15 protein-coding genes are annotated in these 22,835 nt (G+C 32.8%); all 15 read left to right on the top strand.

All coding sequences use genetic code 11. The annotated features are described in order from the left end of the window. The first annotated feature begins 26 nt into the window (after positions 1–26). The 15 genes from R6X41_RS04700 to R6X41_RS04630 all read left to right on the top strand — a co-directional run bounded on the left by R6X41_RS04700 (position 27) and on the right by R6X41_RS04630 (position 22,834). A complete protein-coding gene (locus tag R6X41_RS04700) occupies positions 27–761 on the top strand; it encodes a T9SS type A sorting domain-containing protein (protein ID WP_318497927.1) in 735 nt (244 codons plus the stop codon). A gap of 234 nt (positions 762–995) precedes the next feature. After that, positions 996–2,468: a sulfatase family protein gene (locus R6X41_RS04695; protein ID WP_318497926.1), complete on the top strand. Its 1,473-nt coding sequence runs from the start codon at positions 996–998 to the stop codon at positions 2,466–2,468. A gap of 17 nt (positions 2,469–2,485) precedes the next feature. Beyond that, positions 2,486–4,312: an alpha-1,3-galactosidase-related protein gene (locus R6X41_RS04690; RefSeq protein WP_318497924.1), complete on the top strand. Its 1,827-nt coding sequence runs from the start codon at positions 2,486–2,488 to the stop codon at positions 4,310–4,312. 8 nt (positions 4,313–4,320) lie between these two features. Continuing rightward, positions 4,321–5,856 carry a sialate O-acetylesterase gene (locus tag R6X41_RS04685; protein WP_318497922.1) on the top strand — a complete coding sequence of 512 codons (1,536 nt, stop codon included), beginning with the start codon at positions 4,321–4,323 and terminating at the stop codon, positions 5,854–5,856. Between the two features lie 90 nt (positions 5,857–5,946). Further along, entirely contained in the window at positions 5,947–7,392 is a 1,446-nt protein-coding gene (locus R6X41_RS04680; protein ID WP_318497920.1) for a sulfatase family protein, read from the top strand. Between the two features lie 38 nt (positions 7,393–7,430). Next, the gene (locus tag R6X41_RS04675; protein ID WP_318497918.1) at positions 7,431–8,972 is read left to right on the top strand and encodes a sulfatase family protein; all 1,542 of its coding nucleotides are present in this window, start codon (positions 7,431–7,433) and stop codon (positions 8,970–8,972) included. A 62-nt stretch (positions 8,973–9,034) separates the two neighbouring features. Then, positions 9,035–11,680 carry a PQQ-binding-like beta-propeller repeat protein gene (locus R6X41_RS04670; protein ID WP_318497916.1) on the top strand — a complete coding sequence of 882 codons (2,646 nt, stop codon included), beginning with the start codon at positions 9,035–9,037 and terminating at the stop codon, positions 11,678–11,680. 20 nt (positions 11,681–11,700) lie between these two features. Continuing rightward, a complete protein-coding gene (locus tag R6X41_RS04665; RefSeq protein WP_318497914.1) occupies positions 11,701–14,535 on the top strand; it encodes a hypothetical protein in 2,835 nt (944 codons plus the stop codon). A gap of 229 nt (positions 14,536–14,764) precedes the next feature. Further along, positions 14,765–15,154 carry a sugar-binding domain-containing protein gene (locus R6X41_RS04660; RefSeq protein WP_318497912.1) on the top strand — a complete coding sequence of 130 codons (390 nt, stop codon included), beginning with the start codon at positions 14,765–14,767 and terminating at the stop codon, positions 15,152–15,154. Positions 15,155–15,272: 118 nt separating this feature from the next. Then, positions 15,273–15,569, top strand: a complete 297-nt coding sequence (locus R6X41_RS19825) for a sugar-binding domain-containing protein (RefSeq protein WP_489670885.1) — start codon at positions 15,273–15,275, stop codon at positions 15,567–15,569. Between the two features lie 113 nt (positions 15,570–15,682). Continuing rightward, positions 15,683–17,083: a sulfatase gene (locus R6X41_RS04650; protein WP_318497910.1), complete on the top strand. Its 1,401-nt coding sequence runs from the start codon at positions 15,683–15,685 to the stop codon at positions 17,081–17,083. Positions 17,084–17,089: 6 nt separating this feature from the next. After that, on the top strand, positions 17,090–17,956 hold the full coding sequence (locus tag R6X41_RS04645) for a sialate O-acetylesterase (RefSeq protein WP_318497908.1): 867 nt from the start codon (positions 17,090–17,092) through the stop codon (positions 17,954–17,956). Between the two features lie 200 nt (positions 17,957–18,156). After that, positions 18,157–19,530, top strand: coding sequence for a sulfatase (locus tag R6X41_RS04640; RefSeq protein WP_318497906.1), 1,374 nt, complete (start codon positions 18,157–18,159; stop codon positions 19,528–19,530). Between the two features lie 12 nt (positions 19,531–19,542). Next, positions 19,543–21,174, top strand: coding sequence for a T9SS type A sorting domain-containing protein (locus R6X41_RS04635; RefSeq protein WP_318497904.1), 1,632 nt, complete (start codon positions 19,543–19,545; stop codon positions 21,172–21,174). A gap of 154 nt (positions 21,175–21,328) precedes the next feature. Further along, on the top strand, positions 21,329–22,834 hold the full coding sequence (locus R6X41_RS04630) for a sulfatase family protein (RefSeq protein ID WP_318497902.1): 1,506 nt from the start codon (positions 21,329–21,331) through the stop codon (positions 22,832–22,834). Position 22,835: the final 1 nt, after the last annotated feature.

Genomic DNA, 22,835 nt, shown 5'->3' with positions numbered 1-22,835 from the left:
ATTATAAATTTAAAACCTTATTTATTATGAAAACAAGCTTACTTAAAAAAAATATGTTATTTCTTGCTTTATTACTTTCAGCGTTCATGTATGGGCAAAGTGTAACGTTTGATAGTAGTTCTATTACTATTGACACAAATGGGAAAATATTACTTGTTGATGGAGTAGAATTTGATGCTATTTCTAATCCAATAAAGTTTTCGCAAGTTGATATACCTGAAGATGCAGCAACCATGTTTGCGACTTTAAGAGAAGACTATGTCTTTAAAGATAACTGGAATGGCGGTGTAACGATCAGTGATGCTAATAATACAACTTTAGCTCCAGGAACAGCAAGTGCACAAATAGTTATGGGCCCGGGTTCTGTTCCTGCGAATTCAATTATTTTTGAAGATGGAAACTCTATAAGTGTTGGTCAATCAAATCTTACTTTTAATTTAAGAAGTAAAATTTCATCTGGACCAAATGTTTTTATTGGTGCGGTAATACCAGTTACTGTTGCAGCTCCATTAGGTATTGAAGATTACCAACGTTTAGAAGGGGTAACTATTTTTCCAAATCCAGCAAAAGAAATGTTAAACATTGCCTGTCCAAACGGAAGTCAAATTAGTGTGTATAATTTACTAGGTGCTAAAATAAAATTAGTAGAAGGAGTTTCAAAAAAGGTTAATTTATCAGTTTCAGATTTAGCATCAGGATTGTACATTGTTAAAGTAGAAAATGAAGGACAATTTTATGTCAAAAAAATACAAATAAACTAAAATATTGAGTAAAAATTGATTGGTTGAAAAAACTGTTAGTGAAAACTAACAGTTTTTTTATGCCTAATAGTGTTGATTATAAGTGTGATATGTACGGTTGCTGTCTGCCGTTGTATAAAATAGTGATTTTAAACTTTTTTACTATTAGGTACACCATATGTATTGTGAACTACAAAACATTTGAATAGAAATTGTTAATTTATATTGTTAAATATCGTATTCAAAACATATAAAATGAAAAGAGTGAATTGTAGTTTAATTCTAGTAGTTTCTTTGGTTACACTTTCATTGTTTGGGTGTAAAGAACACTCAAAAGAAACGGATCTTATTATTCAAAAGGATAAGCCAAACATTATTCTTTTTGTATCTGATGATCATGGTAAAGATGCATTGGGTTGTTATGGAAATGACGTTATTCAAACCCCAAATTTAGATCAATTGGCCTCAGAAGGAACACTGTTTAATAATGCGTATTGTACAAGTGCGAGCTGTGCAGCAAGTAGATCTGTAATTTTATCAGGAAAATTTGGACATGCTACAGGTTCTTATGGTCACGTACACGACTATCATCATTTTAGTACTTTTGAAAATGAAAAATCATTACCTGTGCTTTTGGAAGCAGAAGGGTATGAAACTGCAAGGATTGGAAAATATCATGTGGCGCCAGAAAGTGTTTATCATTTTAATACTGTCTTAGAAGCAGACCCAAGAAATACCGTTGAAATGGCAGAAGAATGTGAAGGTGTTTTAAATTCAGATAAACCTTTCTTTTTATATTTCTGTACAGATGATCCACATCGTGGGCAATCATTTGTTCCAGACCCTTGGAATGCTCCAAATAGTTTTGGAAATAAGGTTGAAGGTTATGAAGGTGTTGAAACAGTTATATATGACCCAAAAGAGGTGTTGGTTCCAAGTTTTTTACCAGACAATATAGAAACCCGAGAAGAAATAGCTCAATATTATCAAAGTATTTCAAGAATAGATCAAGGTTTTGGAAAATTGATGCAATTATTACAAGCCACTGGAAAAGCAAAAAATACGATTGTTATTTATATTTCAGATAACGGAATGGCATTTCCAGGAGCAAAAACTACGGTTTACGAACCAGGTATAAAATTACCTTGTATTATTAAAAACCCATTAAATGACACCAAAGGAATTGTCAATAACGCTTTAATTTCTTGGGTAGATTTAACGCCTACAATTTTGGATATGGCAAAGGTGAAATACAATGAAAAGGATTTCCATGGGAAGTCTTTCAAAACTATTATAGCTGAAGAAAATCCTGTAGGATGGGACGAAATCTACGCCTCTCATACGTTTCATGAAATTACAATGTACTATCCAATGCGAGTCGTTAGAAGTGGAAATTACAAATTAATTTGGAACATAGCTTGGCGTTTAGAATACCCGTTTGCTTCAGATTTATGGGCTTCGTCAACTTGGCAAAGTATTTATAGAAATCACAACGAATATTACGGCCCTAAAAAAGTTGAAGACTTTTTGTTTAGACCTGAATTTGAATTGTTTGATTTAAGTAATGATCCTAATGAAATAAAGAATCTAGCTAGTCAAAAGGAGTTTGGAGACGTATTAGAAGCATTGAAAATAAAACTGAAAAAATTTCAAGCTAAAACAACTGATCCTTGGCAAATTATGTGGGATCATGATGCTTCATTACAAGGGACTGGAGTAAATCTTTAAAATAAAAATAATCTAAAATGATAAATAATAAGATCAAAATATTCAATCTTTTGGTAATTCTAGTTTTATTAGTGTCTTTCAATTCAAATGCGAAGGAAATAATTAATATAAAATATGCTGAAGGGGATATGACTTCAACAGTTAGAAAAGCCATTGAAAACGCAAAAGATAAAGACATTCAATTGGTATTTGAAAAAGGCAACTATTTGTTTTTCCCTGACTATGCGATTGGAAAACACCTATACATTACCAATCATGGAAATGGTTTTAAAAAAGTTATTTTCAATTTCGAAGGTTTTAACTCCGTAGAAATTGAAGGTAATGGTTCCGAATTTATTTTTCACGGTCAAGTAGCTCCTTTTGTTTTTGAAAATTGTCAAAAAATTGACGTTCAGAATGTAACTATTGATTGGGATATTCCGTTTAGTTTTCAAGGCGATGTAATAAATGTTAATGAAACGGATCACTATATTGATATTAAGCCATATACGGAAGGTTATTCTTGGGGATTGGTAAAGGGACAAATTCAATTTCCAAACAGTGATGGTTTTTCATTTACAAGTTTAGGAAGCACTTTGTCACATAATAAAGAAACCAAAGCAGTAGATTATGGTGCTTGGGATATGAATTTAAATCCCAATTATGTTGAAGAATTACCAAATGGAAATTTGCGAATTTATGATAAAAATATAAAGCGTTTTCCTAGAGTTGGAACTGTATTACATTCCAAAGGAGATAAAGAACACAATAGATATGCCCCAGCTTTTTTAGTCCGTTCTTCAAAAAATATTGTTTTTAATAAGGTTGTTGTTCATCATGCATTAGGAATGGGGTTTTTGTTCGAACGTTCCGATCAAATAAGTATTTTAAATTCAGGTGTATACATTAGAGAAGGAAATGACCGCTATATTTCAACCATTGCAGATGCTACACATTTTGCAAATTGTAAAGGTGAAATTTTGATAGAAAATTGCAGGTTAGAAGGCATGTATGATGATGGAACAAATGTACACGGAACTTATGTTGAAGTTGATGAAATTTTAAATAATAATACGGTACGTGTCGCACTTAAGCATCACGAACAAATGGGATTTAAATTTGCAGGAATTGATGATGAAATATGGTTTATTAAAAGTCCAAACCCACAAAGGGCAGAAATAAACACGGTAACTTCGGTGAAAGTTGTAAACGATACGTATACCGAATTAACTTTTAAAAACACATTACCATCCGATTTAAAAGTAGGTGATATATTGGAAAATAAAACTTGGAATCCATCTTTTACCATGCGAGGAAATGTAATTCGTGATCATAGAGCACGAAATATTATTATTAAAACGCCAATGAAAATAATCATAGAAGACAATGATTTGTCTTCTATGATGTCGTCAATAATGTTACGAGGGGAAACATATTTTTGGTTTGAATCAGGAAATGTTGAAGACGTCGTTATTAGAAATAATCGCTTTGTAGATTGTGCCTATGGAGGTTCGGAACATGCGATTTTATATGTGTCACCACGTTTGGGAAAAACATTTAATGAAACGATGACTTATGATCGAAATATTTTATTTGAAAATAACACCATTGAAACGTTTGACAATCGTATTATTTGGGCAGATAGATTGGATGGTTTAATTGTTAGAAATAATACCATAAAACAAACAACTACAGAAAAGCCAAAATATCCAGATGCATTTATGTTCGATTTTACAAATTGTAAAGATGTAGAAGTTTATAAAAACACCTATGAAGGAAATTGCACTAATATTTTAAAAGCTGATGCCGTTTCTAGAGAAACGTTAACATTTAAAAAGAACAAAGGGTTAAAGGTCAAATTATAATTTTTGTTATGCGAAACTGTAATGTAATACTTATAATTTTATTGTTTTTCGGGTATGTAACCAATGCTCAAAATTCAAAAGAAAATAGAGTTGAAGTTGTATTATTGGCAGGGCAAAGCAATATGGCCGGCGGTGGAAATTATGATGAATTGGATGAAGCTACCAAGCTTAGAATTGAAGCGGTTTCTGATAGAGTTTCGTTAAGTTTTAACGGAAATCCTGTAAAACCATTGTCGTATTATGATAATAAACCTTCAGAAAAATATCCGTTTTTAAAACGTTTTGGACCAGAATTACTATTGGGTGTAACGTTGGTAGAAGAAAATCCTACAAAAGAATTTCTGTTGATAAAACGTTCACAAGGTGGAACGGCTTTATATGGCTCTTGGAATCCAGATTGGACTGCTGAAAAAGCAAAAGCCATTGAAAAGGGAGAGAAGAAGCAGAATTTAAAATTGTATAATCTTCATGTTGCGGATATTCGTAGAAATTTAGATACGTTAAAAGCACAAGGCAAAGATTATAGAATTTATGGATTGGCTTGGATGCAGGGTGAAAATGATGCCATACTAGAGGTTGCCGCTAGAGGTTATAATACTAATTTAAAGAAATTAATGCAAGCGTATAGAACCGAATTTAATACGCCAGAAATGCCTTTTGTAGTGGGGCAAATAAATTCTAGATACGGCATTAAAGAAGGTGCTGAAATGGTAAGGGAAGGCATGTTTAAAGCAGTGGATTTTGATTATTATGCAGCTCTTATTGAAACTTCAACAGATACATCTTGGAGTGATTTTCCAAAGCATACAGATAATGTTCATTACAATACAGAAGGTCAAAAACGTTTAGGAACTGCTTTTGCAAATGGGTTTATTTCTATTGAAAAAAGATTAAATGTAGCAGAATTTCAAAGTGATAATCAGCTAAAACTAAACAATACGATTAAGTTTAAAGCAGAAGGTGAAACAAATATGATGTATCACGTATATACGCCATCGAATTTCACTTCTGAAGAAAAATTACCCATTGTAATCGCTTTTAGTCCAAATGGAAAGGGTTTAGGAATGGTAACTAAAATGCAAGAAGCTGCTGAAAAGTATGGATGGATTGTAGTAGGTTGTGACAAACTGAAAAATGGGATGAATGATGAAGCTTTGGAGCAACAAATGGAAGATGAAGTACTTGATGATATTCTGAAAAATATACCACACGATACTAATAAAATATATTTAGCGGGATTTTCTGGTGGAGCAATGCGTGCCTATAGTTTAACAACCCGTAGACCTGAAAATTTTGAAGGAATTATCGCTTTTGGAGGCTGGCTAGGCGGAGAAGAATATCAAGATAAAGCCTATCAAAATGAAATGTATGTGGCTATTGTAAATGGAACCAATGATAAAGGAGCAAATAAATGGAATGAAATTGATGCAAAAACATTGATAAAAAATAACTGTATTGTAAAACAATTTTCATTTGAAGGAGGTCATCAAGTTGCACCAGTTGAAACTATTGAACAGGTGTTTTATTGGCTTAATAACAATTAATTTTTTTGTTTAAGTATTAGAGTCAGAATAAATAATTATAGACTGTTAGAGTCAAACTGTTTTAAAATTTAAATCATTATTTAATAACATATGAAAACTAAAGTATCATTTTTAACCGTTGCTTTTATGCTCTTTATAGGAGTGAAAATGGTAGGTCAAGAACAACCAAACTTAATTATAATTCATACCGATGAACATAGTTTTAGGACCTTAAGTTGTTATCAAGATTTAATGTCAGAAGATCAAGCATTTGTATGGGGAAAAGGAAATAATGTTCAAACACCAAATATTGATAAAATTGCGAATGAAGGTGCTATTTGTACAAGTTATTACGCGGCATCTCCTGTTTGTACACCGTCACGAGCGTCTTTAATTACTGGTTTATATCCACAAGCTACAGGAGCACCAAAAAACGGAATGCATATTAGTGAAGATATTCCAACATTTGCAACAATTTTAAGAGATCAAGGTTATGCAACTTCTTATGTTGGAAAATGGCATTTAGCGGGGCATGAAAAATATACTTTTGATATAGAATATAATGCTGGTTTTGATGATAATACCTATATGATGCGAGGTGGTCATGCTCCATATTTCCAAATTACAGAAGATGGTGTTAAAGGTATAAATGATAAGGTAGCAGCAAAATTACCGAAAGAAGACGTGATTCATGTTACCGATTATTTTACAGATAAAGCATTGGATATTTTAGAGCGAGATAAAAATAAACCATTTGTATTAATGCTTTCAATTCCTGATCCGCATACACCAGATTATGCAAAGCCACCATATAATACAATGTATAGCGATATGGATATTCAGGCTCCAATAACAATGGATCCAAAATATACTGCAGCAAAACCGAGTTGGGCTAAAGGTGATGAAAAAGATAAAAATGAAGGTAAGGAATTTGATAAAGAAGCTTTGCGTCAATATTTTGGTATGGTAAAGCATATTGATGATAGTGTTGGGCGCATTTTGAAATTTTTGGACGACAATAATTTAGCAGACAACACCATCATTATTTTTACATCCGATCACGGAGATATGTTTTTTGAACACAATAGAAGAAACAAAGGCGTTCCTTATGAAGCTTCAGCTAAAATTCCTTTTGTAATTCGATATCCAGAGAAAATTATACCAGGAAAAGTAATAAATACCGCGTATACCAATGTAGATTTTACACCAACAATCTTAAGTATTATGGATGTGAAAACCGATGCTAAATTTCAAGGATTAGATACTTCTGACGATTTTTTAAACGATGAAAAAGAAATTACAGGGGATAGAATCACCTATTATGCCAAATCAGGTGGTTGGTGGGTAGCTGCGGTTAACGATCGTTATAAATTGGTTATTGATAAAAAAGAAAAACCATACTTATTCGATCTTGAAAGAGACCCAAATGAGTTAATTAACTTTTATTATGATGCAGATTATAAAGAGATCGCAGAGAAACTTCAGAAGGAATTGTTCAAACAAATGAAGGACGTTGATGAGCCAGGTTTGAAAACACAGCCTTATGTAGTAAAATAACATGTAGCTTAAATAATAATATTCAAAAACAACTAACAATGAAAATAACCTATTTAAAATTTTTTATAATAACACTCTTTAGTGGTGTGGTTTTTTCTTGCGGCTCTAAACCGGAAGAAAAAGTAATAGAAAATAAAAAACCAAACATTCTTTGGATTGTTGCTGAAGATTTATCGCCGTTTATGGGATGTTATGGAGACACTATTAATGCTGGTCATACTCCAGTTATAGATGAATTGGCTTCAGATGGCGTTATGTTTAAAAGAGCATATGCAACGGCACCTGTTTGTTCTGCATCTAGATCTGCTTTTATTACAGGAAAAATGCAAACCACAACAGGAACTCATAATCACCGTTCAAATAGATTTACAGATGGTGAAATAGTGCCTGAAGAATTGCAAATTCTACTACCAGAAGGAATGAAAACAGTTCCAGAATTAATGCGTGAAGCAGGATATTTTACTTTCAATAGTGGTAAGGATGATTATAATTTTAATTATGATAGAAGAAACTTATACGATGTTGGAACGAAAGAAGATTATGTTGCAGGTATGAATGGTTGGCAAGGAAATTTTGCTATTGATTATAAGACTGTAGATGATTATGTGTGGAATAGACGTAAAGATAAAAATCAACCTTGGTTTGGACAAGTTGAAATAATGGGTGGTAAAAAAGACGCTCAATATGTTCGTGAAGGTGAAGAGTTGGCTATTAATGATGTGCCTTTGCCTCCATATTTTCCGGACGTTCCATCTCAACGTGCAGCTTGGACAGAGCATTACAATGCAAATAGAGGATCAGATGTTACTGTAGAGCATATTTTAGAGAAATTAAAAGCGGATGGTGAATTAGAAAATACCATTATATTTTTCTTTTCAGATCACGGAAGTCCTAGTTCACTTCGTCATAAACAATTTTGTTATGAAGGTGGATTATTAGTGCCGTTAATAATTAAAGGCGATCTCCCTATTTTAGAAGCAGGTACTGTTAGAAATGATTTAGTATCATTATTAGATGTTTCTGCCACAACATTGGCACTTGGAGGTGTTAAATTACCCGGTTATTTAGACGGGCAAGATTTATTTGGTGAAGATTATGAGGAAGTGGAATATGTAGTTGGGGCAAGAGATAGATGTGATTATACTATTGATAGAATTAGAACCGTTGTTTCTGAAAATTATAGATATATAAGAAATTATTTTCCCGAAAGACCAATGATGCAAGCAGGTTATAGAGATAATAAACCTATTGTGAAAGATATGAGAAAATTGCACGAGGAAGGGAAATTGACTCCATATCAAGAAGAACATTGGTTTGGTATACGTCCAACAGAAGAATTTTACGATTTAAAAGTAGATCCAGATCAAATGAATAATTTAGCGAATGATCCAAAATATGCAGATGTTTTAATAGCACATAGAAATTATTTAGAAAACTGGATTATAGAAACCGATGATCAAGGGCAGTATCCAGAAGCTTCAGCGCAATTAAAAGCAACATATGATTTTTGGAAAGAGAGACCGCGTTTTAAAAACGCAGACATTAATCCAGAATATGACCAATTTAAAATAGAAGAGTAAGTTTTGTTTTTTTGAACACTATCTCAATTATCTATTAATTACAACTATTCTAAATTTACGGAATGAAAAAAAAGATTAGTTTTTACATTATATTTCTTGTTGCAATTACAAGTTTTGGACAAAGTTTCTCTACCGATGGAAATGCTATACGCCATACCGTAACTGCAAGTGTTAATGGAGAAGCTGTCTTGTTTATTGGTGAATTAGATGGAAGTATTTCTAGTTACAATTTAAATGGAGAGAAATTATGGCGACAAGAAACGGACTTGCCAGCTGTGTTATTTGAAATTGAAGCAGTTGATGTAAACAATGATGGAAATGATGATTTATTAACGGCAAATGCCAACGGAACTATTTATTGTTACGATAGTTCTGGGAAATTATTATGGAAATTTACTTCAGACCATAAAGTTCGATTTAATGAAGTTGCAGTTGTAAAAAATAATGCTAAAATTCAAATTTTTGCTGGTGGAAATGATTATAATTTATATGAATTATCTTCAGAAGGTGAATTAGTTTCAACAACCAAGATTGAAGGTGTTGTTCGGAAAATTGAAGCAGGAAACTTTTTAGAATCCAATAAGCAATCATTATTTGTAATGACATACGATCACGATAAATTTCGTTGGGATTTTATGGGGTTTATAAATCCTGAAACAAAAGAAATTATAAAGCGTGTTTCTATTAAAGAAAAGGAATTGAGTAATTTAAGAAATGCGATGGTTACTGATATAACCGTTTCGGATGTAAATAATGATGGAAAAGATGATGTGTTATTTTTTGCAGATATTTCTTTTACACCATTTATGATGGTTTTAGATTCAGATTTTAATGTATTGGCAGAATATAAAGGAACGAAAAAAGAAACTCAACGATATGCACATTCACAAGGTTTATTTTTACCAAAAACCAATGAAATAGTTTTTAAGCACGGCGGAATTTTGTTTGTGTTGGATTCAAAAGGGAAATTACTTCAACAAGGAGGAGAAAGATATGGAAATCTGGTTTTTAACGATTTTGTGTATGAATCACAAACCAATCAATTAATAGCTGCAGGTGAAGTTGATGGAGGTAATGCACTATATTTTTATGATTTAAATAAAAATAATTGGTGGAGCAAAATTCCTGAAAAGCAAGGTAGAATGTTAGAGGTTGAAGAGAATTTAAATACCCTTTATCAGCAAACATTAAATTTTAAACTGCCTAGTTATCAGAAAAAATCTGATAATGAATGGGTAATGATTACATCAAAAGAAATCAATGCTGAAGTTGTAAAATTAGATGGAGGTGAAATAAAATTTGTCATTCAAAAAGCTCCAAAAGAAAGTACAGACCGTTCTCATTTGGTTGAAGTTATGGGCGATGTTGCTTTAAAAAAAGACAAACGAGGGAAGTACGTAAGTACTAGGGAAGAAATTGTTCAAATGGCGAGAGATTACGAATCCAATAACCAATCATTTACATTCTGGGCAGGACACGGAAACGATCCTTTTTATATTCAAATTGAAACGTTGGAACAAATTTTAGAAGTGGCTCCAAATACCTGTTATGGTTTTGTATATGCTGAAATGGCTGATGTTAGTGACCCTAGAGTAATATACTTTGTAAATGAATATATGCCTCGATTGGCAAAAACTATCCGGAAAAATAATAAAGCAAAATTATATTTTAGATATAAAAATATGTTTTGGGCGGCAACTTCGCATTTACCATTGTGGAAAGACATGTTTTTCTCAGGTAAATACAGCGATATTTTAGTGCCAGCTTCAGAAGATACAAGCAATAGAACGCAAGATTTAAATTTAGCCGGAAGAGTAGGAATGCTAGCGGGTGGTTATGTAGATAATTTTGCGATGCGTTTGGTAGACGATAATCCTACGAGCTGGAGACCATTAACTCCAGGAGGTCAAAATTCAGTTTCCCCGTATTTGCGACAAGGTGTTATGATGGCAGCTTATGGTGCGAAATACGGAATTATTTTCAATAATAATTTTACTGAAGAACCAGGATTGGATTTGTTTTTTGCATTAATGAAATCGGGAGTGTTACCAATTGTTCATAAAGAGGATATTCAATCAATTGGTTCATGGCATTTTATAAAAAATATAGATGAACATTTAATTCATTCAGTAGACAATCACCATAATTTAGAACAATACAATGCAGACGATGTAAATGCTGTGTTTTCTGTAAGTCAAATGCATTGGGCAGGAACCAGTATTCCGGAATATGATTTCTCAAATGCTGCTTTAGGTGTAAAATACAGATGGTTAAATTATATGCCAGAAATGCCATACGGAATGGTTCCAATCGCACCAATAGAATCAGAAAATCTCATAACAAAACAAGGAAAACCTTATTTTGTTTCCAATGGAAAGGTTGGGTTTCAAGGAACAGCTGAAATTCCTGCAAATCAATTTGGTGAAATTATAAAAGCTACCGTTGAAAAAGGCGAGAAAACATTGCCAATTGTAGTTAAAGGAGCTTCATGGAGTGTTATTAAATTAAATGATAATCATTCAAGATTAATTTTAGTAGATGCCGGGTATATCGATCCTCAAGAGAGAATTGTAACCGTAACATTTCAACATAAAGAACCAAAAAGTGTAAAAGATATTTTAAGTAATGAAGATTTAAAAGTTGAAAGAAACATCATGAAATTAACAGTTCCAGCTGGTTCAATGCGCTTTATTGATGTAGTTTATTAAGTATAACAAATTAAGAAATAATGAAAATTAAACTGAACATAGTATTCCAATTTAGTGTATTCGTTTTGCTAGTTAGCAATAGCGTATTTGCTTCCTCAGATGCAATTGATAATGATGGTGTTATTAGTATAGATACAAAATATACCATAACAAAAGTAAGAACGGCCATAGATGAAAAAGGTACTTATGTTGCTTGCTCCAGCTACGAGGGTACTATTTTAGCAGTTGGATATGATGGTGAAGTGAGATGGGAAAATAAGTTATCTGGTTATATGAACCACGATATTTGGGCAGGAGATATTGATAATGATGGTATAGACGAAATATTTGCTGCAAATGCAAATGGTACCACGTATTGTCTGAATAGTAAGGGGGAATTACTTTGGGAATTCAAACAAAACGAGGCTCCAATGTATTCCGTTTGTGTTATTAAGGAAGAAGACAAAGCTTACGTAGTTTGTGGTGGTTATGATAATAGTTTCTATTATGTATCCTCAAAAGGAGAACTTATAAGTGAAATAGCATCTAGTACTTATTCTGTAGAGAAGCCCTTTAGTAAAGCAGCGAAGGATTTACCGCCTAGCGGATTACATATAACCAATTTCTTGAGACCTGCAAAATTGGCCAATGGTAAAGAGATATTAGTAGTTCATGGTGTTCAAAATAGTATGAATAGCAATGGTGCGGTTTATTTTTTCAACCCTTTAGATAAATTACCTTATGAAACTATTCCAATAAAATTACGAGGACCTTTTGGGGATTTAAAAATAGCAGATGCCGATTTAGATGGTAATAGTGAAGTGTTAATGGGGCGTGTAGGTGCGCAAGCAAAAGGTATGCATTTTATAAAAATTAATATTGCAAATCCAAAACAACAATCTCTTGTCGATTTTAAAAATGTAAAAGATAAAGAGTCGTTAAATAGAGGCATGTATCGAGTGATTCAAACCGATGTATTCAACAATAATGGAAAGCCTGCGTATATAACCCTTTTTGGTAGTAATTTATTAATACATAATATTGGCGAAAAAGATGCCGAGGCAGAAGTCATACCTACGCGATTTTCTTTCAATGATATGTATAAAGATCCGAATGCCAATACGTTAATTTTGGCAAGTGCTCAAAGTGGAGGTAGTGCCATTCATATTATCGATTTTGATAATAAAAATTGGAAAAAGGATTTCGAAAACTTAAATCCTCCAGGGAAGATTCAAACCATACTTTCAACTACGAAAGGGATAAAAGATGATTTGAAAAAGTTTGAAAAACCTTCATATCAAAATGAATCTGCTACGGTATATTTTATGTCTGAAAACAGAAAGAAACCCGGTTCAGCAGAAGCGATAGACAAGATTGAAGCAAAGTATAAGAATCCTATTTTTTTAAATGGCGGTAATTTTGATAAAGAAAATTGGGACCGTTCTGCAATGCCTAGCGAAGTTTATAAGAATAAACGAGACGGTAGAATGAAATATGTATTAACGCAAGAAGATGTTTTAGAAATACTTGCGAAAAAACAGGAACAATCTAATGGAAAAGGGATTTCTTATTGGGGTGGGCATGGTAACGATCCTTATATGTATCAAGTAGCCACAACCAAAAAAGGATTAGACTTAGCGAATGGAAACAAAACCGTAATTATTTATCCAGAAGTTGAAGATCATTCAGAGGAATTTAATTTTGTAATGAATGATTTAATATTGCCTCTAGCAGACTACGCAAAAACTAGAAACGCAAACTTATACTTACGTAACAAGCATTTATTTTGGCAATCTAGCGTATATATGGATAAATGGGAACCATTGGTTTCAGGAAAGTATGCAAGTGTTTTTGTTCCTGCTATGGAAGAAACGACCGATAAGTCTATGGAATTGAGTTTTACTGCCAGATTAGGGTTATGGGCTGCTGGTTCGGTAGATAGTTGGGGAGCACGTTGCGCTAGAGATAATACTAGTTTTGACCGTTTGCGCCAGCATTCCAATCAAACATTACCCAATCATTTTTTAAGAACAATGGTTTACACCATTTCCAGTGGTGCACAGTTTATTGATAATTTTCCGGTAGATCAAGAATATATGAGTTTACTATGGGATTTAATTGCTCAAGGTGCATTATATGTTCCTGAACGATCAGAAATATTAAGTTTCTCACCAGTACATTTAAGCATTGCAAATCCAGATGAAGCCTATTTAAATGAAGCAAGTAATGTAAAATGGTTAACCTTTTATGATAAAGAACAGGTGCAAGAACCTTTTGTGTTTAGTCGATTAAACGGAACATGGCCAGGAGCGCCATTAACAGAGTGGGATTTTTCTAGATATGCTGCAGGTGCAACTGAAAGAAGATTAAATTTTATTCCGAAATACAATAATGGAATGGTTTTAATAACGCCGCCACAACACGGTGTTAATGTAGATAAAAATGCTGTTAGAAAACCATTGGTTGATAATATACATCCTTGGTATAAAAATATAATGAAGGAATATTATTCTGATGGGAAAAACTATATGTCTGCAGATGGTAAAATAACGTATGCTCCCGATGAATACTACAAAGTTATTGCAAAAGATATAGAAGAGAGTGCTTCGTTAATTCCAATTACTGTATCCGGAAATGTGGGTTGGGTTGTTGCGCAAACAGGACCAAAACATTTGCGTTTAACGCTAGTCGAAAACGGATATATTAATCCAAAAGAAGCCATTGCATTAGTTAAAATTAATAATATCAAGATTAAAAAAATTGAAGATATTTTAAATAATGAAGTCTTTAACGTAAGTAATGATGCTACTGTTGAAATTGAAATTCCGTTAGGTGGCTTTCGCTTTATTGATATTGAGTTAGAGGAGGCATTGTAAACTGTTTATGATAGGTAATTTATGATTCGTATAAGGTAAACCTAATGAATTAGGTTTGCCTTATACGGTTTTATTTTGTAGATGTTGCAATATAAACCTCAGTTAAAAGCGTAGTTACGTTGAAATAAAATATCATAGTATGAAAGTATCAAAAATAATTTTTAATATTTTCTTTATGTTTTTTGCGATATTTTAATTTTCACAACAAAATGATTGGGAAAATGAATTCATGTTTGAGCAAAACAAAATGCGTTCACGTGTGCCTACTTATTCCTATAAAAATCATCAGGATGCTTTAAAAGGAGATAGAGATGTTTCAAGAATAGAATATTTAAACGGAACTTGGAAATTTAACTACGTTGGAAAGTCAAGTGATAGACCTCAAGATTTTATTGCAAAAGATTTTAATGGAGATTCAGAAAATTGGAAAGATCTCTCCGTTCCATCAAATTGGGAATTACAAGGATATGGGCAACCCATTTATTCAAATATAATTTATCCTTTTACTCCTGATATTTTAAATGGAGGAAAGTGGAATTTTAACTATATGGGACCACATCCTCCGCAATTTCCGTATGTTGAAAAATATAGAGAACAACCCCGTAGGAAGCTATTATAGAGATTTTATAATTCCAAAAGATTGGGGAAATCAGTCGGTAATTTCACACTTCGGAGGCGTTTCTTCAGCTTTTTATGTTTGGGTAAATGGATAAGTAGGCTACAGTCAAGGTAGTAGATTGGCCGCCGAATTTAATATCACAGATTATATTTCAGAAGGTAAAAATAGAGTTGCCGTTCAAGTATTTAAATGGTGTGATGGAAGTTATTTGGAAGATCAAGATAAGTGGCGTTTAAGCGGTATGCATCGCGAAGTGTTTTTAATGGCACAACCCAAAATAGCGTTAAATGATTTTTTTGTTAGAACAAAATCCGATAGTGAATTAAAAGATGCTAAACTTGAAATTCGTCCAATTCTTTGGATGAATAGAGGCAAAGACGAAATGACCGTTTGGATTACAATATTAATGGAATAATCAAAATTTGGTTTTTTAATGTTTTTTATCTGTAACTACATTAATGAAACTACGAACTACATTTGTTAGTATAAATTCAACTTTATTTGATCTTGTAATTAAAAATAACAAAAATGAAGAAATATATATTAGCCGTAATTTTATTGATAAATATATCAATCAGTTTTGCACAAGATAAACCAAATGTATTGTTAATAATGGTTGATGATATGAACGATTGGGTAGGAGCCTTTGGAGGAAACCAACAAGCAATTACACCTAATATGGATAAATTAGCAGCCCAAAGTGTCATATTTAAAAATGCGTATTGCTCTGCACCCTTATGTAACCCGTCTAGAACAAGTATGCTAACAGGTTACAAGCCGTCAACAACCGGAGTTTATGGGAATAACGAACTATTTAGAGAAATGGAAGGCTTTGAGAACACCGTTACATTGCCTCAATATTTTGAAGCAAATGGATACAGTACAGCCGCTGCGGGTAAAATATTCCACAATGCAAGAGGAGGAAGCGAAGAACCAAAGCATGGAAGTGATCCAGGATCGTTTCAAGTAGAGCGTGTTGGAAATGCTGGGACAGAATATCCTGATGCTGAAGATAGACATTCTCATAATTTAAATTTAAAAGAAAAAGGTATTAAAGGTTCTTTTTTAAGATCATTTGATTGGTATGGAACAGATACTGAAGATAAAGATAATAACGATTGGAAATCGGCTGAGTTTTGTGCGGATTATATCAACCAACCCCATGAAAAACCATTTTTTGTGGCTTGTGGAATTTTTAAACCACACTTACCTTGGTATGCACCAAAGAAATATTTTGACCTTTATAATATTGACGAAATTCAATTGCCGATAGTTTTAGAAAATGATTTAGATGATGTAGGGAAAATGGGAAACAATATGGCGAAAAAAGGTGTTCATGAAGCGCTTTTAGAAACCAATAATTGGAAAGAAGCAGTTAGAGCCTATTTGGCAAATATTTCTTTTGCAGATGCTTGTATTGGGGAATTGTTAAATTCTTTGGACAATAGTCCGTATGCAGATAATACGATTATTGTTTTAATGGGAGATCACGGTTGGCATTTAGGCGAAAAAGAACATTGGTCCAAAAATGCATTGTGGGAGCGCGCAGCAAAAACACCCTTATTAATTTTTGATCCAAGAAATAAGGAAGCAGGTGTAAGTACAAGAATTGTATCTCTATTAGATGTTTATCCTACTTTAATTGACTTGTGCGGTTTGCCAAGTAAAGAAGATTTAGATGGTAATAGTATTGTTGCTTTGTTGGAAAATCCAACTATTGAATGGAATGAAATAGCATTAACATCAAAAGCAGCAGGAATGCACTCTTTAAGAAACGAACAATATAGATATACGGTGTATTCTGATGGTTTTGAAGAGTTGTATGACCATAATAGTGATCCAAATGAATGGACAAACATCGCAAATGATGCATCAAACAAAGCAGTTCTTATTGAGTTTAGAAGTGAATTAAAAAACCAGTTGAACTAATAACTAATGAACCGTTTCAACCTGCTATTTATATTGCTGTTTTTAAGTTTTAATAGTTTTGCGCAACATAAAGATGTTTGGGTTGTGTTATTGTCTGGACAAAGTAATATGGTGGGTTACGGTAATTATGAAGATTTAGATAATTCAGTTAAAAAACGAATTAAAAAAGTAGCTAAACGCGTTTTTTTAAGTACTTCTGAAAAAGAACCAAAACCACTTTCGTATTATATTTATGAAGGTGAAAAATTTAATTTCAATGCACATTTTGGACCAGAATTATGTATTGGTTTAACCTTGGCAGAAGCCTATCCAAATCAAGAGTTTTTATTAATTAAAAAGGCTGTTGGGGGGACTTCATTATACGGGGCTTGGAGTACCAATTGGACCGCTGAAAAAGCAGATTTTTCTGAACGTGGAGTTCGAAAGGAACAAAAACTATTTCAAGCACATTTACAATTGATTGATTTCAATTTAAAGCGATTGACTTCAGAGCGAAAGCCATATAAAATATATGGTTTGGTATGGATGCAAGGTGAAAGCGATACCAATAAGGAAATTACAGCTTCAGCTTATAAAACAAATTTAGAAAACTTAATTACAGGTTATCGAAATTATTTGAATTTAGAAAAAATGCCTGTGGTTATTGGACAAGTAAATCCGCTGCCCAGAAAGTTTAAAGAAGGTCCAGAAATAGTTAGAAATGCAATGGTTGAGGTTGCTAATTCAGATGCAACTATTGAAATTGTAAAAACTTCAACAGAAATAGATTGGAAAGATTTTCCAAAACACGCCGACAATTTGCACTACAATACAGAAGGTCAAAAACGATTAGGAACATCTTTTTCTGAAAAATTGATAGAGTTAAATCAATAACGATTTCTATAATTTGTCAATCGTAAGATCATTTTTAAACGCTTATTTCATAATTATAAATTTTGAGTGTAATTGTGAATAAATTTACGGTTAAATACATTTTCTGAACTTAAGGAAACATGTTTTTTGAATTATAGCTGCATTTTTACAATGTTAAAATGTATTGAATAATAGATACATAATCACTAATTATTTTACAGATGACTTTTAAAAAGATAGTGTTAATTTCGTTTTCAATTTTTATGATGTTCCTGTCTTTAGGGAGTAAAGGGCAAGTAAAAAAACAAGTAGCACAAAACAAAAAACCAAACATTGTTTTGTTATTTGTAGATGATTGGGGTTGGGCAGATGTAGGTTATAGAAATCCGCTTTTTGAAACACCAAACATTGATAGGTTAAAAGGAGATGGTTTAGATTTTACCAGAGCATATATACCAACACCAACGTGTAGTCCAAGTAGAGCTTCTATTTTAACAGGTAAAGAAGCGGTACGTATGGAAATGGTTCGTCATATTTCTGGAAATCCTGATGAAGAAAAATACAGTTATTGGCCAAAAGATCCAGTTCAAATGCCTTCTATTAATTATTTGCCTTTAGAAGAAATTACGTATGCCGAAAGACTAAAAGAATATGGATATTATAATGTATTTATAGGAAAATGGCATTTAGGTCATCCTGCAAATTATCCTGAAAAACAAGGTTTTGATGAAGTGTATGCCACTACAAATGCAGGACATCCAAAAAATTATTATTTCCCATTTTTTAAAGCAGAAGAAGACCCAAAAGGGTTTCTGAAATCAGGTGTAAAAGAAGGCGATTATTTAACGGAAGTTTTAACCGATCACGCAACTGACTTTATAAAGAATTACGATAAAAAAGAGCCTTTTATGTTATCGTTTTGGTATTACACCGTTCACGGGCCTTCTGTTGGTAGAAAAGATTTAATAAAGAAATTTGAAGACAAAGGTATGGAAGGGCGATATGCACAACATGGAGCGATGGTTGAAGTATTAGACAATTCTATTGGACAAGTAAGAAAAGCTTTAGAGGAAAAAGGAATCGAAGAAAATACCGTAATTATTTTGATTTCCGATCAAGGTGGTGCGTATACTAACGCGCCTTTAAGTGGTGGTAAAAAAGGTGGAAATACTTTAGGTGAAGGTGGTTCTAGAGTTTTACTAACCATAGATTATCCAGGAGTTACTAAACCAGGAACAGAAACAGCTATACCGGTTCAATCTATTGATTTATATCCAACCATTCTGGAAATTGCTTCAGGAGAAAAATGTGAAGATGATTGGATTCAAGGAGAAAGTTTATTGCCAATCTTAGAAGGAAAAACAATTTCAAAACGTAATTTATATTTTTTCAGAAGTTATGAAGATCAATATGCGTCTATTATTTCGGGTGATTGGAAATTAGTAAAGTACCACAGTGGCAAGTTTCAATTATTTAATGTAACGGAGGATATTAGTGAACAAAACGATTTAATTGATACGAATTTAGAAATTGAAATGCAATTGAAAGAAGACTTAGCGGCTTGGGAAAAAGAGGCAGTCCCAGTTTATAATTAAGACGATTATTTTATGAAATCTAAAAATCATTTATTAATATTCTTGTTGGGGTTTGCGTGTCTTTCAAATGTATATTCGCAAAAGCTACCAGCAGATAATCTATTTTTTAATCCAACAGTTGGAACTGCAACTCAAACTATTGAGCCTTCTGCTGGAGCTGGAGATGATTCATTACGTTTTACAAATGCTATAAACACTGTGAATGCAGCTGGTGGAGGTACTGTTTCAGTAAATGCAGGAACCTATAGCATTTTAGAAGTCGATTTAAAATCGAATGTGCATATTGAAATTAATTCTGGGGTAACTCTTTTACCATTTAATCCTTCAACAACGGCTAATAATGCACTATTTAACGCAGATACAAATATAGGAATCAAAAATTTCAGCATAATTGGAGTGGACGGAAAGTTTACTGTTGATTTGAGTAGTCTTGCAACCACAATACGTATTAGAGTCATTGCATTTAGTAATTGTACAAATTTTAAAGTTTCAAATTTTTATATAATTGATGGCGTTACAGAGTTTTCATCTTTAGCTTTTGGAGGTAATTTTATAACCACAGGATCAGGAGATGCAAGAAGGATAAGTGAAGTTAGAGGTGTTCCTAATCACGGAATTATTGAAAATATTTCGATGCTAAATGGCCATTATGGTTATGGTTTGGTTCAAGTTCAAGGCGGGAATAATTTATTGTTTAGAAATTTAGCTTGTGTTGGAGGTGTCACTTTAAGGTTAGAAACGGGTTACGATTTAATTCAATATACAGATAGCTATAATTTTAGTGAGATTAAATTAGATAATATTTGGGGTAGAACTATTGAATGTACCAATGGTCAAAGTGCATTACAATTGTCTCCACATACATTAGATCAAGGGTATTTTAATATAGAAAACATAATAGCTACAAGTTGTGAAGCGGCAGTAGTTTGGTCGGCAGGTTTTACTACTGATGATCAAGAAGTAGCAGGTTTAACAGTAGGTAGTTTTGATAGTACTTCAAAAGTGAGAAATGTAACGTCAACTTTTGGGCAAAATGCACAGCTTCATAGTTCAAAAAGATTGCGATATATGCCGTGTGCCTTAAGGATAGAACGCGCTAACGGTATTGGAATAGCAACAACCTTAAATAGTGATGGAGAAAGTAGAATGGGACCTTCAATTGGTGCGGTTTTAAGAGAAGATGATAAACCGGGAGATTATAATTTAGATTTTTCGATTAGTGAAGTTACTGCAAATGGGTACAATATTGAAGCGTATTATTTACCTGAAAAGGCGTTTTTTACTAATAGTTATGACGATTATGAATTATGTGATGAGTCAAGTTCGGATATCAATTTTTGGATTCCTAGTGAATTTAGAGATACCCCAAACCCAAGAAATCCATTAGAAAATGGAAGTTTATCGGTTAATGAATTTAAGAATTCCGAAGTGAAAATTTATCCAAATCCTTCAAATGGAATATTAACTATTGATTTTCCTCAAAGCATAGCAGCAAAATCAATTCGTGTGTTTAATGTTTTAGGAAAAGAGGTTAAAAGTTTTAAGATGCATGAAACCAACAAAATTGATCTCAGTCATTTAACTAAAGGGATCTATTTTTTTCATATCGAAAATGAGAGTAAGCAAAAAATAGTATTGTTTTAATATCGATAAAAATAAAATTTATAAATAAGGGTGTTGCAATAGTACTAATAATAGGTTCTGAGGAAACTAAAAATTCTTAAAACGGCACGTGCACTCAGAGCGCATGACAAAAATTCAGGGAGCGTTTTTAAATAATTATTTCAAATAAAATAAAATGAATTATATAAAAATTTTAGCATTTTCAACAATTACATTAATTGTTTCATGTACAGCAAAAACCAAAGTAGAAGCGCCTAAAAAGCCAAATATTATTTGGATTATGGCTGAAGATATGAGTACAGATTTAGCCTGTTATGGTATGAAAGCTGTACAAACACCTAACTTAGATAAAATGGCTTCCCAGGGGGTTTTATTCGAAAATTGTTTTGTTACCAATTCAATTTGTTCGCCAAGCCGTTCAGCAATGATGGTGGGTACACATCAATTAAAAACCAATTCTTACCAACATAGAAGTAATAGAAATGTACCGTTAGATGAACAATTTACACCATTTACTCAATTATTAAGAGAAGATGGCTATACGGTTATTTTAGGAAATCACGCCGTGATGCATAAAGGTCGAAAAATTGATGTGAATTTTAAAAATGAGCCGTTGGGGCCATGGGACGGGAAAACCAAATTCGGTTTATTTGATAAGTACGATAATTTTGAAAAAGCAGATGAGCCTTTCTTTGCTCAAATTCAATTAGTCGTTACCCATCGTGGAGATTGGTGGAATGATGTACGTGAACAATCAGCACATCCTGTAGATCCAAATGAAGTTGATTTACCTGAATACTATGCGGATGATCCTGCGATTCGTTTAGATTGGGCAAAATACCTAGATCAAATTGAATATATGGATAAAGAAGTGGGAATGATTTTTAAAGAATTGGAAGACAAAGGGATGGCAGATAATACGATTGTTATTTTTATTGGAGATAACGGGCGTTGTAATATTCGAGGAAAAGGATATTTACACGATCCAGGGTTGAGAATTCCTTTTATCGTTTATTATCCTAAAGATTTTAAAGGCGGAGAAGTTCGTAACGATGTGGTAAGCGCAACCGATATTACGGCTACTATATTAGATTATGCAGGTGTTGAAATCCCTTCCTTTATGACGGGAAAACCCATTTTTGATAAAGATTTTAAGAGAGACTATGTGTATGCTACAAGAGATTTATGGGATGAAATACCAGAGCAATCACGCGCTATAACTTCTGGAGAATGGAAATACATAAGAAATGATAAACCAGAAATTCCATTTGATGCACATCAAGCATACTTAGAGTTTTACAGACCCGCAGTTCATGTGATGAGAAGATTGAATACAGAAGGGAAATTGACGGAAAATCAACAATTCTTTTTTAAAGATTCAAAACCTTCTGAAGAATTATACAATTTAAAAAAGGATCCATTAGAATTAGTAAACTTGGCTGAAGACACGACTTATATTTCAATTCTTGAAGACATGAGAAACAAAACACTGGTTTTTGATGACGAAATGGCTCCAGTAAGTTCAATTTACGAACCAGTTATAACTAAAGGTCCAGAAATAATTGAATGGATAAAAGAAACACAGCCTTTAGAATATGAACAGATGCAGAACGGTGTTGAAATAGGATATAAAAGAATGTCTGCAGCGTATAAAGAGGCTCAAAAAGAATCAAAAAAATAAA

Origin of the sequence: Formosa sejongensis (genome assembly GCF_033447105.1) — a bacterium.
GTDB lineage: Bacteria > Bacteroidota > Bacteroidia > Flavobacteriales > Flavobacteriaceae > Formosa.
Note: the sequence above shows the minus strand (reverse complement) of the source record. Positions and strands in the feature narration are given on the sequence as shown.